The organism is Halorussus sp. MSC15.2 (assembly GCF_010747475.1).
Classification (GTDB): domain Archaea; phylum Halobacteriota; class Halobacteria; order Halobacteriales; family Haladaptataceae; genus Halorussus.
The window spans coordinates 156609-173381 of record NZ_VSLZ01000004.1; the positions used below are offsets into that span (position 1 = coordinate 156609).

At 64.6% G+C, this 16773-nt stretch carries 15 protein-coding genes; 11 read left to right on the forward strand and 4 right to left on the reverse strand.

What is annotated here, in order from left to right:
- Positions 1-4: 4 nt before the first annotated feature.
- The 4 genes from FXF75_RS15680 (at position 5) to FXF75_RS15695 (ending at position 5845) form a co-directional block, all read left to right on the forward strand.
- Positions 5-1774: a spermidine synthase gene (locus tag FXF75_RS15680; RefSeq protein ID WP_163522798.1), complete on the forward strand. Its 1770-nt coding sequence runs from the start codon at positions 5-7 to the stop codon at positions 1772-1774.
- A 32-nt stretch (positions 1775-1806) separates the two neighbouring features.
- The gene (locus FXF75_RS15685; protein WP_163522799.1) at positions 1807-2418 is read left to right on the forward strand and encodes a DUF2617 family protein; all 612 of its coding nucleotides are present in this window, start codon (positions 1807-1809) and stop codon (positions 2416-2418) included.
- Positions 2415-3371 (forward strand): hypothetical protein, encoded by a 957-nt coding sequence (locus tag FXF75_RS15690; RefSeq protein ID WP_163522800.1) that lies wholly within the window; start codon positions 2415-2417, stop codon positions 3369-3371. The genes FXF75_RS15685 and FXF75_RS15690 overlap by 4 nt, the downstream gene beginning before the upstream one ends.
- A gap of 146 nt (positions 3372-3517) precedes the next feature.
- Positions 3518-5845: a pentapeptide repeat-containing protein gene (locus FXF75_RS15695; protein ID WP_163522801.1), complete on the forward strand. Its 2328-nt coding sequence runs from the start codon at positions 3518-3520 to the stop codon at positions 5843-5845.
- A gap of 181 nt (positions 5846-6026) precedes the next feature.
- Here the strand turns inward: FXF75_RS15695 and FXF75_RS22185 are convergent, their stop codons facing one another.
- On the reverse strand, positions 6027-6182 hold the full coding sequence (locus tag FXF75_RS22185; protein WP_205427712.1) for a hypothetical protein: 156 nt from the start codon (positions 6180-6182) through the stop codon (positions 6027-6029).
- A 117-nt stretch (positions 6183-6299) separates the two neighbouring features.
- On the opposite strand from FXF75_RS22185, the gene FXF75_RS15700 reads away from it, so the two are divergent.
- Positions 6300-6578: a hypothetical protein gene (locus FXF75_RS15700; protein ID WP_163522802.1), complete on the forward strand. Its 279-nt coding sequence runs from the start codon at positions 6300-6302 to the stop codon at positions 6576-6578.
- A 74-nt stretch (positions 6579-6652) separates the two neighbouring features.
- Here FXF75_RS15700 and FXF75_RS15705 read toward each other — a convergent pair whose 3' ends face one another.
- Entirely contained in the window at positions 6653-8032 is a 1380-nt protein-coding gene (locus tag FXF75_RS15705) for a tryptophanase (RefSeq protein ID WP_163522803.1), read from the reverse strand.
- Between the two features lie 249 nt (positions 8033-8281).
- Between FXF75_RS15705 and FXF75_RS15710 the strand changes: the two genes are divergently transcribed.
- From FXF75_RS15710 to FXF75_RS15725, 4 genes are all read left to right on the forward strand, one after another.
- Positions 8282-8776, forward strand: coding sequence for a hypothetical protein (locus FXF75_RS15710; RefSeq protein ID WP_163522804.1), 495 nt, complete (start codon positions 8282-8284; stop codon positions 8774-8776).
- A 188-nt stretch (positions 8777-8964) separates the two neighbouring features.
- Positions 8965-9261 carry a HalOD1 output domain-containing protein gene (locus FXF75_RS15715; RefSeq protein ID WP_205427714.1) on the forward strand — a complete coding sequence of 99 codons (297 nt, stop codon included), beginning with the start codon at positions 8965-8967 and terminating at the stop codon, positions 9259-9261.
- A gap of 100 nt (positions 9262-9361) precedes the next feature.
- A complete protein-coding gene (locus FXF75_RS15720; RefSeq protein ID WP_163522806.1) occupies positions 9362-10489 on the forward strand; it encodes a CNNM domain-containing protein in 1128 nt (375 codons plus the stop codon).
- A 22-nt stretch (positions 10490-10511) separates the two neighbouring features.
- On the forward strand, positions 10512-11762 hold the full coding sequence (locus FXF75_RS15725) for a Zn-dependent hydrolase (RefSeq protein WP_163522807.1): 1251 nt from the start codon (positions 10512-10514) through the stop codon (positions 11760-11762).
- Positions 11763-11885: 123 nt separating this feature from the next.
- Here FXF75_RS15725 and FXF75_RS15730 read toward each other — a convergent pair whose 3' ends face one another.
- Together FXF75_RS15730 and radA are read right to left on the reverse strand one after the other, a co-directional pair.
- Positions 11886-13706, reverse strand: a complete 1821-nt coding sequence (locus FXF75_RS15730) for a sorbosone dehydrogenase family protein (RefSeq protein ID WP_163522808.1) — start codon at positions 13704-13706, stop codon at positions 11886-11888.
- 369 nt (positions 13707-14075) lie between these two features.
- A complete protein-coding gene (radA, locus tag FXF75_RS15735; RefSeq protein ID WP_163522809.1) occupies positions 14076-15089 on the reverse strand; it encodes a DNA repair and recombination protein RadA in 1014 nt (337 codons plus the stop codon).
- A 259-nt stretch (positions 15090-15348) separates the two neighbouring features.
- Between radA and FXF75_RS15740 the strand changes: the two genes are divergently transcribed.
- Together FXF75_RS15740 and FXF75_RS15745 are read left to right on the forward strand one after the other, a co-directional pair.
- The gene (locus tag FXF75_RS15740; RefSeq protein WP_163522810.1) at positions 15349-15924 is read left to right on the forward strand and encodes a hypothetical protein; all 576 of its coding nucleotides are present in this window, start codon (positions 15349-15351) and stop codon (positions 15922-15924) included.
- 120 nt (positions 15925-16044) lie between these two features.
- Complete coding sequence (locus FXF75_RS15745) at positions 16045-16716, forward strand: O-methyltransferase (RefSeq protein WP_163522811.1); 672 nt, start codon at positions 16045-16047, stop codon at positions 16714-16716.
- Positions 16717-16773: the final 57 nt, after the last annotated feature.

Sequence of the window (16773 nt, forward strand, 5' to 3'; positions counted from 1 at the left end):
AACCATGCCGAACCCCTCTCGAACCAAGACGCTGACGCTACTCGCCATCACCTACGTCGTCTCGTTCTGTAGCTTCGCCTACGAGTTCGTCTACTCCGAGTTACTGACGGTGATGTACGGCGGCACCGTGACCCAGTACGTCATCACCGTCGGCCTCTACTTCTTCAGTCTCGGCATCGGGTCGGCGCTCTCCGACGAGTTGCAGGGCGAGGCGCCGTCGAACTTCTTCCGGACCGAGGTGTACCTCGCCGCGGTCGCACCCGCCGGATTCATGCTCGTCGTCGGTCTGAACAGCGTCGCCATCCCGGAGACCGTCCCGCCCGAACTCGTCTGGGTCGTGGCCCGACTTCCCGCCGTCGCGGTCGGGTTCCTTTCGGGCTTCGAACTCCCGCTGCTGACCCGGATGGTCGAGCGGACCGACGAGTCGGGCACGCTACTCCCTTCGAGTGTCGTCCGCATCTTCGAGCGAGTCCACGGGGTCGTCCTCGGCGTCTTCGCATGGTTCTGGAGCGTCGAACGGACGACGGGCGACCGGAGCGGCCTGTCGGTGGTGCTGGCGATGGACTACGTCGGCGGTCTGTTCGGCGCTATCGTCTACGCGAAGGTACTCTACCCCGCGCTCGGACTGGTTCCGACTATATTCGTGCTGGCGCTGCTGAACTGCGTCGCCGCGCTGGTCTTCGTCGTCCGGTTCAGCGAGCGCCCGTGGGGACTGTTCGCCGACGAGCGCCGCGGACTGGTGAGTCGGGAGTCCGGAGCGCTGTTGGCGGTCTGTCTCCTGTTGACCGCCGGGTACGCGGGCGCCGTCGCCAACCACCGACAGGTGGACCGGAGCGTGACCGAACTCTACCTCGAACAGCAGATAGAGTCCGAGTACGACAGGGGTGCGATGGACGCCGAAATCACGAGTCAGTGGACCACTCAGTACCAGCACGTCGTCCGGTACGACCGGACGTGGACCGGTTCGGGACCGAACCCGCACTTCTCGGGGAAGACCGAGCAGTGTCTGCGTCTCGGCACCGCGGTCCAACTCTGCGAGAGTTGGGCCGACTCCTACCATCAGGGACTGGTGGACGTGCCGATGTCGATGTACGAGAACTCGCCCGAGACGAACGTCCTCGTCGTCGGCGGCGGCGACTGGATAGCCATCGACCACCTCCGGCAGTACGACGTCAGCGTGGACCACGTGGACCTCGACGGCGAGTTCATGCGCCACGCGCGAAACGAGTCGTTCTTCTCGCGCTGGCACGACGACGCCTACCAGTACGACCGACTGAACACCACGGTGGGCGACGGCTACGCGTACCTCCAGAACACCGACGAGAGCTACGACCTCGTGTTGCTCGACATCCCCGGCGCGACCGACGACGACCTGCTCAAACTCTACTCGAAGGAGTTCTACGGGTCGCTCCGGCGGCACCTCGAACCCGACGGTACGGTCGTCGCGTGGGGGTACTCCCAGTACGGGTTCCCCGAGCATCACAAGGCGTACGTGAACACGGTCCGGGCGGCCGGGTTCGACCAGTTCGTCCCGTACTGGGCGTGGGAAGACGTGGACGGCGACGGCGAGACCGAACGCGTCGAGCAGTTCTACGTCCTCGCGTCCGGCCAGCGCCCGGAGTTCCCCGCGCCCGACTCGGCCGAAGCGACCGACTACGTTCGAACGTACAGTGACCGCTATCGCGACCTGCGATGGCGCGAGATTCCCCGCTACCGCGGCGTGAGGGTGAACTCGCTGTTCCACCCCAACTACGACATCCTCGTCGATACCTGACCGCTCCGACCGAACACCACCACCATCAGACCATGTCATCCACCGAAACTCGCCGACTCCACTTCGCGTACGCCGCCAGCGAACCGAATCTGGCGGCGTTCGACGTGAAGCGCGTCGTCCCGAGTCAGTTGCTCGGCGCGCCCGCCGCCCTGACCGTCATCGGCGCGTCCCACTACGTCGGCGTCCCCGAACTGAACTTCCACGAGGTCTGCTCGTGCGAGCCGATTTCCGGCGAATCGACCGCCGAGACGCCTCTCCGACGTGGCGTCGAGCGAGAGTTCGCGTTCGAGAACGACCGCGTCCGCGTCGAGACCAGCGCAGAGGTGCGACCTATCGACGCGTTCCCCGGTTCGGAGGCGGCCGACGCCGCCTTCCGATTCGGCCCGGACGCGTGGACGACTATCGAACTCGCCGCGTCCGACGACTCAGAGCGGTCCTCCGCTTCCGAATCCGCGGCGTACGAGACGTACCACACGTACCCCGAACACGGTCTCGCGGTGTACACGGAGACGACGCTCCGTCGGACGCGAGCGTCCACCGACCCTCAGAAACAGCAACAGTCTCGGACTGCCGAGCAGACCGACGATTCGACCGACGCTGTTCGAACGACCGGCGACCGACCCATCCCCGGAGACTCACGATGACCGACCAGACTTCAGAACCCTACGACGGCGACGTAACGCTCACCGGCCACGAAGACGCTCCCGTCGCGGTCCGCGACCCGGAGGACGTGTTCATCCGGGCCGACGGCGTGGCGGGCGACCTCGAACTCCGGAACCCCGAGTACGTCTTCACCCACTATCGGACAGGCGGCGGCGCGGACGTGGGCGACCCGGAGACGGTCGTCCGAGGTGACTTAGAGGACGGCTACGCCGAACCCGAGGGCGTGACCGGCGACGCCGCCGTCGCCGACGCGGAGGACGTGTTCGTCTCGGCCGGGGCGGTCGGCGGCCACCTCTCGGTCGTCGGCCCGGAGAACGTCTACGCCGACGAGGTCGAACCGCCCCGCGACCCCGGCGACTACGACGTGTCGCTCACGGGGTGGAAGCAGTCCGGCAGTTCCAGCGACCCCGACGCGGGCGTCCGGGTCACGGGCGCGCACCACGAGGTCACCGTCGAGCGAACCCGCACCGACATCGACGTGTACGTCGCGGGTCACGACCACGAGATAGAGATTACGGGACGCAGCGCCAGCGTCTCGGTGTACCTGCTGGGCTACGACAACACCGTCACGGTCGGGCCGTATCTCGACAGCGAGGTGGTCGCGGACACCGGATTCGACAACGAAGTCGATGCCCAACCCTATCCGGTCGAGGACCTCATCGAGACGACGAAGGAGGAGGCGTTCGACCGGGCCGGGTTCGGCCGCCGGAAAGTGACCTATCAGGTTCCCGCCGACGACGACTGGTGTCCCAACTGCGGGGAACCCGCCGACGCCATCGTGGCGCGCCACCAGATGGAGGCGCTGTTCGTGTTCGGGCATCCCATCAGGACCTACGAGCGCAGCACGAACCCCGCCAAGGAGTGCGAACACTGCTCGCGGAGCGCCTTCGACGCCGAACTCACCGAGAGCGAGCGCAAGGACGTGTTGCGGTGAGCGCAGATTCCCGACGGAGGAGTTCGCGTCGGTTTCGAAACACCTAATCTATATATCGGTGGGGTGAACAATGACGGTACGTGTGACAGTCCCCCTCGAATCGCTCGCGAAACGCCCTCCGGCCGCTCGACCACGCGACCACACCCATGGCACGAACTGAAGAACGGACCGCCGCCGACTCGACAGCCACCTGCCGATACACGTTCGACCCGTCCAAACGGACCGAGGCGCGCCTCCAGACGACGTGGGAGTGCCCGCACGAACCGTACGGCGACAGCGACTACTGTCCGTTCCACATGTCGCGGGACGAACGGACCAGCAACGACGTGTCCGGAGAGGACATCGTCGAGCGACTCAAACGGAACCTCGAATCGGAGGACGTGCGCGCCAACGAGTACGTGGGCGCGGACCTCCCGCACCTCTCGCTGACGTATCAGGACATCAGCGGCGGTAACAACCACGCACTCAACTTCCAGCACGCCGACATCGACGGGTTCGACATCACGAACGGGCATCTCGAACAGGGACTCAATCTCCGCGGTGCCACGGTGGGCGCGCTCAAGTTCGAAGGCGCGACCGTCGGCGGTGCCCTCGAAGCCGACCGGATTTCGGTCGAAGGGACGTTCTCGGCGTACGAGGCGACGTTCCGCGAGGACGTATCGTTCGCGGACGCGAGCTTCCACGGGGAAGTGAACTGCGACGAGACGACGTTCCGCGACGACACGAGTTTCGAGAACGTGACGTTCCACGCCCCGGCCCACTTCCGGAACGTCGAGACGACCGGCACCAGCCACGTCCTCGACGACCACATCTCGTTCGGGGGCGCGACGTTCCGCGACGACGCGAGCTTCCGGCAAGCGACGTTCCAGTACGTCACCTTCACCGACGTGGCGTTCCACGCCGAGTCCGACTTCGAACACGTCGAGTTCGAGGGCGACAGCCAGTTCGGTGGGGTCGTGTTCGACCGCATGGCCGACTTCGACGAGGCCAAGTTCCACGACGACGCCTGCTTCGAGAACGCCCGGTTCAACGCCGTGGCCGAGTTCAGGGGCGTCGAGTTCAACGGCGGGAGTCGGACCACCAGCGACGACGTGACCTTCGAGAGCGCGCAGTTCGAGGACGAAGCCGACTTCAAACTCGCGCGATTCCGATTCGCCGACTTCAAAGACGCCACCTTCGACGCCGAGTTCAATCTCGACCGGGCGGTCTTCGACGCCCGCGCCGACTGCCACCGCATCGACGTGGCGGGACGCGCCAACTTCGAGGCCACGGAGTTCCGCGACGGCGTGGCCTTCGACGAGGGCGCGTTCGCGGGCGACGTGGAGGCGGTCGAGGCCGAGTTCCACGGCGACGCCGACTTCGTCGGCGTGACGTTCCGCTCCCGCGCCCGGTTCACCGAAGCGCGGTTCCGCGAGGACGCCAGTTTCCGGGGAGCGACGTTCGAGGACGACGCCGTCTTCCGGGGTGCGATTTTCGAGGGCGAGGCAAAACATCTGGAGGAGAACGCCTGCTTCGACGAGGTGACGTTCGATGCGCTGGCGGACTTCGAGACCGCGAGTTTCACGAACGGGTCGTTCAGAGACGTGACGTTCGACGCCGAGTGCAACTTCCGAGGCGCGGAGTTCCTCGACGCGGTCCGGTTCCGAGTAGACGGGACCGGGAGAGGCGATACCTACGTGGACCTGTCGGGGGCGACGCTCGCCGGCGGTAGTATCGTCGTGACTGCGGGCAACGTCGTCATCTACGACCTGACGAAGGCGACGCTCGGCGACCTCCAGTTGGAGAGCGAGACGAGCGAACACGAACTCCTCGACCACTTCCGGTTCTGTCTGACTGACTTCGACCGCTTCGACTTCAGCGACCACCACGCCTCGCTCGAACGCAACGACTGGAACCTCCACGACTTCGTCGGCGACGAGACCTCCGGCCGGTACGACGTTGAGATGTCGAACGAGGTCGTCGAGGAGACCTACCGGAAGGCCCAAGACAGCGCCGACGCCGTCGGCGACACGCCCGCGATGCGGGAGTTCGAGTTCAAGCGGTACTTCTACAACCGCCGGAAGAACATCGACATCGTCCTCCACGAGTACTCAATCGACGCGTGGACTCGGGCGAAGAAGGCGTCCAGCGTCGGTCTCAACTTCTTCATGCAGTTCACCTGCGGCTACGGCAACCGTCTGCCCCGCATCGCCGCGCTCACCTTCCTGCTCCCCGCGCTGTTCGGCCTCTTCTACGTTCTCGGCGGCCCGCTGGAGACGGGGGCCGGAGTCGTCTGGGAGGCGAGCGCGCCCGCGACGACGTTGTTCGACGGACTGTACTACAGTTACATCAGCTTCAGTACCATCGGTTACGGCGACATCGGACCCGTGGGCTGGGCGGCCAAGATTCTGGCCGCGAGTCAGGGGATGCTGAACGGGTTGTTCTTCACCCTACTCACGTTCACCCTGTTCAAGCGAGTGCTGGGCGGGAGCTAAGCCGGCGGTCCTCGTTCTCGTTGGCCTGTCGGCGGCCACGCGTTCGGTAGCGACTCTGTCGGTGACCACCAGTCAGACCACCGACACTGCTCTCGGTCGATACCGACCGTGGTTTCGCTTTGAAATCACCGTTTGCTCCGAAAAGGTTACTTCTCGATTGACCCGGTTCCTCGGGCCGAGGCTACGCTTCGACTTCGTTCCACTCGGGTTCCGAATCGTCCTTCAGCAGTTCCGGTTTGCCGACGGGGAGCGACCCGAACAGCACGTAGTGGACCGCGAAACCGAGCGCGAGTAGTCCGACGAACCCGTACAGACCGCGTTGAAGCTTGGAACCCATGTGCTCCGATAGGGACTCGCTCGAAATGAGAACTGCGATTGGTCGTCAGAACGTCCCGTCGTCGCGGGAAATTACCTCGACGGAAATTATTTTCCGGTCTCGGTCGTAGCTACGGATATGACCGACGATAGAACCGAACTCCGCGAAGCAGCGGAGCGACTCGACTCGGTGCGAGACGACAGTTCGGACGACGAGACCCGTGAGCGACTCGAATCGCTCGCCGAGCGGCTTCGAACGATGGCCGACGCCGAGCGCGGTCCCGACCACGGTCAGCTCGCGCGCCTCGAACACAACCTTCAGGACGTGCAATCGAATCTCGACGACGAACAGGCCGAGAGAGTACAGGCTGCGCTCGGAGACGTTCGGTCCTACCGGGAGACGGTAGAGGGCGTCTGACTCCGGAAGTTGCTCCTGCGAGACGAGGCGAACTGCAACGAGCGAAGCGACTCTTCGCGCCGATTCTGTCGCGGTTAGTCGGCCGTGGTCGTCTCTCGTTCTCGGACCGGCCGTAGTTCCGCACTGAAGTGGCGCAGTTCCGCCATCTCGGGTTCATCGACGATTTCGAGTCCCGTGATTTCGCCCGCGTCGCGACGCTCGGCCACTTTCTCGAACGTCTCGGCGACGTGGTCGAGGTGGTCCGCACCGTACGTCCGGCGCGGAAGCGAAAGACGAACGAGTTCCGGTCGGTCCGTCTCGGGGAAGGCGAAGCTCCCGAGTTCGACGCCGCGGACGGCCCCCTCGCGGTAGAGTTCGCAGACCAACGCCTGACCGGGGAACTCGTCGTCCGGAATGTCGGGCAGGAACTCGGCGGCGTTCACGTACACCGCGTGACCGCCGGTGGGTCGCTGGACCGGTACGTTGCGGTCGGCGAGCAGGTCGCCGAGTCGCTGGACCTGCCCGACGCGGTCGGCGATGTACGATTCCTCGACCGCCTCGCGGAGACCGACCGCCATCGCTTCGAGGTCTCGCCCCGCCATCCCGCCGTAGGTCGTGAACCCCTCGTAGAGGATACCGCGCTCGCGGGCCTCGGCGTAGAGGTCGTCGAACGCCTCGTCGTCCCGGACGGCGACGAACCCGCCGACGTTGACCAATCCGTCCTTCTTCCCGCTCATGACGAGCGCGTCGGCGTACGAGAGCTGTTCGCGGGCCACGTCCGCGACCGAGGCGTCCTCGAACTCCGCCTCGCGCTCCCGGACGAAGTAGGCGTTCTCGGCGAAGCGGCAGGCGTCGACGACGAAGGTGGCGTCCAGTTCGTCGGCCACCTCGCGGGCCGCCCGGACGTTCTCGACGCTCACCGGTTGGCCAGCCAGCGAGTTGTTAGTGATGGTGAGCAGGACCGCCGGAATGTTCTCGGCGCCCACTTCGTCGGCCAGACTCCGAACCGCTTCCACGTCGAGGTCGCCCGCGAACGCTCGGTCGTCGTCGAGCGCACCTTCGCGTGGGCAATCGACCGGCTTCGCTCCGTTGTTGGCGATATGTGCCCGAGTCGTGTCGAAGTGGGTGTTGTTGGGGACGTAGTCGCCCTCCTCGACCAACGCGCCGTAGAGGACGTTCTCTGCGCCACGGCCCTGATGGGCGGGGATGATGCGCTCGAAGCCCATGACGTCCGAGACCGCCTCCTGCAGTCGTTCGAAACTCCGACTCCCGGCGTATGCCTCGTCGCCCGACAGCATGGCGGCCCACTGGGACTCGCTCATCGTCCCGGTCCCGCTGTCGGTCAACAGGTCCACGAACACGCCATCGGAATCGAGATTGAAGACGTTGTATCCCGCCCGCTCCAGATTCGCCTCGCGTTCCTCGCGGTCGGGGAGTCGAATCGGCGTGACCATCTTCGATTTGTACGCTCGCATATCGGAGGGGTCGGCGTCCTCGAACGTATTGCTTGCGAGACAGCTCTGAACGAGCGTGGTCTAATGGGGCCGCTGTCATCCGGTTCTGGACACTCACCGACGGAGTTGTCGGAGTGGCAGTTCGGTCAGTCGCCAAGTCGTTTTCGTTTACGCAAACGTAAACCCCGAACCGGTCCCGGTTTGAATTTACCGAGCACGTCGCGTTCGCCCGACAGAAATAAGCGCACCGTAGCTCTGACACTAGTTATCATGTGTGATGACACCTCCGAGGGTGGAGGTGACGACGAGACTCCGCCGTGCAGTCGTGACGTATCGGCCGAAGGGGAACGCGTCGACGACCTCTTCGACATCGTGTCGGACCGTCGGACCCGAGACGTTCTCGCGCACCTCGAATCGCTCTCGGTGGACGTGGTCGAACTCGACGACATCGTGGATTACGTGGTAGAGTGCGAGCGACGGCGTACCGGCGAGTGTGACACGGGAGGGGAGGACAGCAGAGAGACCGAAACCAACCCCGGGACCGACTCGTCTGCAGACGCGAAACCACGCTGTGAAACTGGGTCCAACACCGACCCCGAACGACACCACCAGCGCGTTGCAGTGTCACTCCATCACAACTGTCTCCCCAAACTGGACCGCACCTCCGTTCTCGATTACGACCCTCGCTCGAAGACCGTCCGTTACCGCGGCGACGAGCGAGTGACGGCGTTTCTCGAACTGATAGAGTCGGTCGAGGACCCCTAACGAGGTCCCTCACGGACCCCGTTCGATGCGCGACGAGGGAACGCTAATTCGAGACCGTAGCCGATAAGTATATCAACGTCGCCACACTATTCGTTCGTCATCACCGGAGACGGAACCGACGACCGAACTACGGGCGACGAGAGTCCCCCGTTCGGTTCCTTCCGAAGGCGACTGCACCACCGAGTATGATGGAACCTAACGAAACCGGAGACGACGCCGCCGAGGACCGAACGCGCTACGTTCACTACGACCCGACGACCGGCGAACGGCCCAGCGAGATGCTGGTGGTAACCGTCGCCGACATAGCCGACGCGGACCCGCTGGAGTTGGAACCGCTCTTCGAGACCGTCGAACCCGACACGCTCGACGACTTCGTCGGGACGGGCGGGTTGCCCGACGTGGGCGGTCACATGTCGTTCACGTACGAGAATTACGACGTGACCGTCCACTCCAGCGGTCTCCTCGAAATCGAGTCCGCGGACTGAGATTCCTCGACGGAGACCGTCTGCCGTCTCGTCCCCGGGTTGGAGATTACGTCGGGACCCCGTCACTTCTTTGTGTTCTTCGCATCGTAGTTACGCGATAATGGACTCGCTTCGAATTGCGGGTCGCCTCGCCGCTGGTGTACTGCTCATACTGGCGAACGGGTTCTTCGTCGCTATCGAGTTCGCGCTGACTCGCGCACGCCAGTTCTCCGAGGACGAGTTCGTCGACGGAACCCCCGCGTTGGAGCGGGCGTGGGAGATGACGCACAACCTCGAAATCTATCTCACCACCTGTCAGGTCGGAATCACCGCGTCCAGCATCGCCGTCGGTATCGTCGCCGAACCCGCCCTCGCCGCCATCTTCGAACCCGTCTTCGCGAACACGGTGCTGGCGTCGTTCGGTTCGGGCGCGATTCTCGCCTTCCTCCTCATCAATCTCGTCCACCTGACCCACGGCGAGCAGACCCCGACCTATCTCGGCGTCGAGCGCTCCCGGACGGTGTGCCGGTACGGCGCAACGCCGTTGTACTGGTTCAACTACCTCATCTCGCCGCTCATCACCCTCGGCGACTGGGTCGCGAAAGCGACGCTCAAACTGTTCGGAGTCGAGATGACGGGTGCGTGGCTCGAAACCGAGGAGCAGGCCATCGAGTCGCGGGCCGACCTCCGCAACCGACTCGGGTCCGTCCTCGAACGCGGTGACCTGTCGGACGAGCGACGGGACGAGGTGATGAACGCGCTCCGAATCGGCGAGCAGTCGGTCCGCGAGGTGATGATTCCCGCCGAGGAAATCGTCGCGCTGTCCACCGAAGCCGATACCGAGGAGAACTTCCGGCGTATGTCGGACCGACCCCAGACCCGGTATCCGCTGGTCGGCGAGGAACTGACCGACTTCCGTGGCATCGTCTACGTTCCGGTCCTCTTGCGCCACCGCGAGAGGTTGTCGGAGGGGGACCTCGACTTCGAGGAGTTGGCCGCGCCGCCGATGACGCTCTCGCCGGACGCCGACGTGAGCGACGCCATCGACCAGTTCCAGACCGAGACTCAGGAACTCGCGCTAGTGGTCGAAGACGGCGAAGTCGTCGGACTCGTGACCGTGACCGACGCGTTGGAGGCGGTCACGGGCGACATCGAGGACCGCTCGACCGGGGACACTCCGCGGCGGCCGGCGGGGTGTAGCGCTCCCGAGGCGACTCGTCTGTTCTGCCCCCATCCCACCACTCATTAGCGGGGCCGCCGACGCATCAGACATGAACGTGGACGCCGAGCGCCTCCGGACGGACATCGAGCGAAACGCCGAGTTCGGCGACGTCGAGTCCGACGAAGGGCGCGGACGCACCGTACTGACCGGCACCGAGGCCAACCGCCACGCGCGAGAGTATCTGGTCTCCCGACTGGAAGACGCCGGACTCGACGTGCGAATCGACGCGGTGGGGAACGTCGCGGGACGGTGGACCCCCGAAAGCGCCGACCCCGACGCCGACCCGGTCGCGGCAGGGAGCCACCTCGACTCCGTCCCGGAAGGCGGCATCTTCGACGGTCCGCTCGGCGTCTACGCCGCGCTGGAAGCCGTCCGGGCGATGCAGGAGGCGGGAGCCGAACCGACGCGCCCGGTCGAGGTCGTCTCGTTCACCGAGGAGGAGGGCCAGCGCTTCGCTTCGGGCCTGCTCGGGTCGTCGGTCGCGGCGGGCGAGCGCTCCGTAGAGGACGCGCTCGCGCTCGAAGCGGACGACGGGACCACGCTGGAGACCGCCCTGACCGACATCGGCTTTCGGGGCGAGGGCCGCCTCGACGCCGGCGACTGGGACGCGTGGCTCGAACTCCACGTCGAGCAGAGCGAGCGACTGGCGGACGCGGGCGTCCCGGTGGGCGTCGTCACCGCCATCACGGGCATCACCCACTGCGAGGTGACGATACGCGGCGAGGCCGACCACGCCGGGGCGACCCCGATGGGCGACCGGACCGACGCGCTCGCGGCGGCAAGCGAGTTCGTACTCGACGTCGAACGGGCCGCGAACGAGGTGGTCGCCGGGGAGAGCGACACCGCGGTGGGGACCGTGGGAAGCTTCGGCGTGCGCCCGAACGCGACCAACGTGGTTCCCGGGGAAGTCACGGCGGGCGTGGACGTTCGAGACGTGGACCGCGACGCCATTGACGAAATCGTCCAGCGAGCGCGCCGAAGTCTCGCGCGCCTCGAACGCGAGCGTGGGGTCGAAACCGACCTACGCCGTCCCTTCGACCTCGCGCCCACGCCCATGAGTGACCGCGTTCGCACGGCCGCTCACGACGCGAGTGCGGCCGCCGGAATCGAGACGCTCGACCTGCACTCGGGGGCGGCCCACGACACCATGCACGTCGCCGAGGTCACGGACGCCGGACTCCTGTTCGCGCCCTCGCGGGACGGCATCTCGCACAACCCGAAGGAGTGGACCGACTGGGACGACTGCGCGACCGCGACGCGGGTGCTGGCAGACGCGTTGGCAAAGTTATCGGGCACGTAAACCACTACGAAGGGGGTTGGGCGACTTCTCTATCTTCCGACCGGGACGAAGAGTCAGAACGAAGCGGCCGAACAGTCTGGATACCAGATTGTCGCATCACGAAGAAATGAGTTCGAGGCGTCCTTACGACGTCTCGTTTCCTGTCGTTTGATTCGTAGCAGGCGTCTCGGTTCGGTTCGCGGTGGTCGTTTCGTTCCCGGTCGGTCTCTCGGTAGCGTTCACGTTGACCTGCTGGTCGCCCTCCTCCGGTGGCACGATTTTGTAGACCTTCCCCGTCTCGCCCCTCGGGAGCAGTTTGTCGTTCACGAGGACGTACAGTTCGCCGTCGCCGTCCCGACCGAACTGACGCACGTAGTGGTTGGGCGTTCCGTCTTCGGTCCCGACGACGTTCAGTTCCGCCATGTCCCAGAGTTGGTCGAACGGGAAGTCGTTCTTCGCGTTGTTCTTGTCGACCAGCGCGTCGCTCAACTTCTGGCCCTTCTGGACTTCGTCGCTGGACGGATTGATGAACTCGGATGGGACGTTCGCATCCTCCGGGAAGTTCGGTTCGAGGTCTTTCAGCGTAATCTCCCCGAGTTCGCCGTCGGGCGGCGCGGCCGTGAGCAATCGGCCCTTCGATTGCTTCCGACTCTTGAAGAACGCCCCGTAGACGTACTTACCTTGCAATTGCTGGATGGCGTCGCCCTCGTATCGGTGCCCGCCGATGACGACTTCACCGACTTTGTTCCCCTCGTACTCGTGCGGGAACTCCACGATGGGGTCGATTAGGGGTTCGACACCGTCGCCGGTCGGCGACGGGGCGTAGTCGGGGCACTTCGTCGGCGGCTTGTCGTGATTCTCCGCGTCGAAACAGTGCGTTCCCTCCTTGATGTTCCAGCCGTAGTTGCCGCCCTTCACGACGACGTTCACCTCCTCGTACAGCGCCTCGCCGGCGTCGGCTTGGAACAGGTTGCCGTTGGAGTCGAACGAGAGACCGAACGGGTTACGGAACCCGTAGGCGTATATCTCGTCGAGACCGGTGTTGTCCCCACCGGCGAACGGATTGTCGTCCGGGACACCGTACGGTCGGTCTTGGTTTCCGGAGGTACCCGTTCGGACCGGGTCCGCCTGCGGATTCCCGCCGTCCACGTCGAGGCGCAGGATACTGCCGTACAGGTTCTCGTCCACGTCTTGGCCGTTTCCGCCGCCGTTGAGACCGAACCAGTCGTCGACGTGACCGTAGAACGTGTCGTTCTTGCCACCGCCGTCGCCGATAGGGAAGTAGAGGTAGCCGTCGGGACCGAACGCCATCGGTCCGGCGTTGTGGTTCATCTGCGGATGCGGTACGTGCAACAGCCGCCGTTCGGTTTCCGGGTCGGCGGTGTTCAGGTCTTGGCCCGCCCGGAACTCCGAAAGGACGGTGTAGTGGTCCCACCTGTCGGGAAGTTCCTCGTCGGGTGCGCCGCTGTAATGCAGATAGAACTTCCGGTTTTCTGCAAACTTCGGGTGGAACACGATGCCGAGCAGTCCGCGCTCGTCGTACTGGAGACCCGGCTTCTCCGGAGGGAACTGACCGTACATGTTCCCCAGTTCCACCATCTGGTCTTTGACGCTGATGAACTGCTGGAGTTCACCGTCCTCCTTGTAGTAGGCCTGCCCGGTCTGGTCGGTGACGAACCACCGTTCGCGCTCCTCGTTTGCGACGGCGAAGGCGGTGGGTGCGGTGAGTCCACCCGCGACCTGCTTCAGGCCGACGTCCGTTCCCTGCTCGAAGTACCCAGTCCCCTGCTCGTCGTCACGTACATCGGTTTTTCCACTGATTACACTTTCTGGAAGTGATGCGAATCCTCCGACGAACCCCGAACCGCCGATGGCCCCGGTCGCCTGCAGTACACTCCGTCGGGACGGCCCCTGTTCGGATTCGTCGCTTCGTTCCTCTGACCCTGTCTCACGTTCGTTCCCCATTGTTGTACCCCCGCGGCCACCGGCTACCACACCAGTATTGTTTAAATATTTGGCCACGTCGGCCACAGTTAATGAGTATTTTTGGAGATAGTCGGTTAATTTGCTGATAGTTGTGGAATAACTGAGGCTATTGGCCCAGACTGTTACTCCAACTTCTGACCCGTTACCTCCTCGTCGGGTCGTTCGGCGTGCTCCGTCCGGCGACGACGAGACCGACTGTCGGCTCACCGACAGCGGAACAACTCGTCGTTCCGGGACTGGCCCTCGCTGTAGTGTCGTGTCGTTCGTATGGTGCGACCGGTCATTGCTCGACTGGCAACACAGTAGTCCAGTCCGCTTCGGAGACCCAAAATCGAAGGCGGGTCCTCCTCACTCCGGTTTCAGTCCGTCGTTAGTGACCCGCATCACGGCCTCGCCGTCGGCGAGGTTGGGCGCGTCCACGAGGCGGACGATGCGCTTGTTCCCCTTCGACTTCCGGAGGTACATGCGGAACGTCGAGGCGTGCCCGAGGATGTTGCCGCCGATGGGCTTGGTGGGGTCGCCGAAGTAGGAGTCGGGGTTCGACTGGACCTGATTGGTCACCACCACGGCCACGTCGTGGAGACTCGCCACGCGAACGAGGTCGTGGAGGTGCTTGTTGAGTTTCTGCTGGCGCTCGGCGAGTTCGCCCCGGCCGACGTACTCCGCCCGGAAGTGAGCCGTCAGCGAATCGACGCAGACCATCCGTATCGGTACCTCGGAGTCGGCCCGGTCCTTGATGAGTTCCTCGGCCTTCTCGGCCAGCAGCATCTGGTGGTTGGAGTTGAACGCCTTGGCGACGTGAATCCGGTCGAGCATCGCCTCGACCAGTTCGTCCTCGGTCTGAACGCCGTAGCGCTGGGCGGCGGCGCGCTTGGCGTCGTCTTCGAGGCCCCGAACCATGTCGTCGATGCGCTCGGGCCGGAACGTGTCCTCGCTATCCACGAAGAGGACACCGCCTTCAAGTCCGCCGTGGTCCCGCGGAAGCTGAGCGTTGACCGACAGTTGGTGGGTGACCTGCGACTTCCCGGCCCCGAACTCGCCGTACACCTCGGTGATAGACTGGGTCTCCACGCCGCCGCCGAGCATCTCGTCCACTGCTGGGACGTTCCACGACGACTTGCCGATGTCGGCCCTGCGCTTCAGCACCTCCGCGCCGGTCTCGAAACTACCAACGTCGGCCTCGTCGCGGGCCGCCCGGATGATGTCGGCGGCGTTGGACTCGCCGACGTCGGCGGTGTTCGAGAGTTCGCCGGGACTCGCCACGGCGATGGAGACGAACGTGTCGTACCCCGCGCCGCGCAGTTTCTCGGCCGTCGCCGGTCCTACTCCGGGGAGCGTGTCGAGTTTCTCTGTTGCTGCCATCGAGTGTGGTTGGCGTCGCAGGGAGATAAGGTGGCGTATACTGGAGAGTGAAAGTGAAACTGGTCGCGGACCGTTCCCCGGCGCCTTCGCTCGTGAATCGACGGAGTCGTCGTGTCGTAAGTCGAACCTAACCGGACCTAGCGTCGGCCGAAACGGACTCGACCAGTCGTCGTGGTGGCGTATCAGAGCGTTACGCGCGTGAACGGTCCGAAACGGTCGCTCTCGTTTATTCGTAGTGCGACCGAGAGTCCGAGGGAGAATGACACGAAACGCGACGTTCGGTGCGCTCGTCTTCACACTGCTGCTGGTTACGACCGGTCTGTCGGGCGCGGTCGGTGCGGTACCCGCGGCGGGCACGGCCCCCGACGCATCGCCTGCACCGCTCGCACAGGAGACCACGACGCAAGGCAACCAGACCGCGAACGAGTCCGCGTCGGTCACTTTCGAGGACCAGCGTTCGAACGGGTCGGCCGTCACGGTTGCCGAGGTGAACCTCTCTGCCGGCGGTTACGTGGTCGTCTTCGCCCAGAACGGCACCGTTCTCGGCAACACGACCTACCTCGAACCCGGGACCCACGAGAACCTGACCGTCTCGTTGGAGATGCCCATCGGTCGCTCGCAGGTTCTCATCGCGACGCCTCACCTCGACACGAACGAGAATCAGACGTTCGATTTCAACGCGACTCAGGCCCAAGCGGTAGGGCCGGCGAACGCCACCGACAGGCCCTACCTCGAACCGACCGGACTCCCGGTCAACGCCGTCGCGTTCGTCACCGTCGGGAACGAGACACGCCGAGGAACCACCACGGCGAGCAGAGTAGTGAGGGGACGGTAACTGCAGATTCGACCAGTTTTCTCGCCTCGCGAGGTTCCGACGGACCGAAGTTCGGAGGTATCGCGCTCAGGTTGTCGCCATCTGCCAAGGATTAACTGTCCACCTCGCAACCGTTCGTGCATGGAGCTACTGCCCGAGGAGACCGAACGGTTCGTCCGCGCGATGGTGCCCGACCGCGACGACACGTTGCGGGAGATGGAGACCCACGGCGAAGAAATCGGCTTCCCGACGGTCGGCCCGGCGGTCGGCGGGTTCCTCCGTCTCGTGGCGCGGATGGTGGACGCCGAACGAATCTTCGAGTTCGGGTCGGGATTCGGTTACTCGGCATACTGGTTCGCTGCGGCGTTACCGGAAGACGGCGAGGTCGTCCTGACCGAACACGACCCAGCGGAACTCGCCGACGCCCGGGAGTATCTTGCTCGCGGCGGGTACGCCGACCGGGCTATCTTCGAGGAGGGCGACGCGTTCGAGACCGTCGAACGGTACGACGGACCCTTCGACGTGGTGCTGGTCGATTGCCACAAAGACGGTTACCCCGACGCCTTCGACGCGGTGCGCGAGAAGGTGGCCGAGGGCGGTGTCGTCGTCGCCGACAACGCGATGGAGAGCGGGGCGCAGGATTTCCACTCGATTCTCGAACTGCTCGAAGGCCGCGACCCCGGCGACGTGGACGACCAGACCCGCGGCGTCGCCGACTACCTCCGGGCCGTTCGTGACGACCCGGCGTTCGAGACGGTCGGGGTTCCTCTCGGTCAAGGTCTCTCGCTGAGTTATCGAACGTCGTCCGTCTGACGTTCAATTTCCCTATAGTGGATGGGGAAAATTTATAACTTATAGAGTGTGATTCTA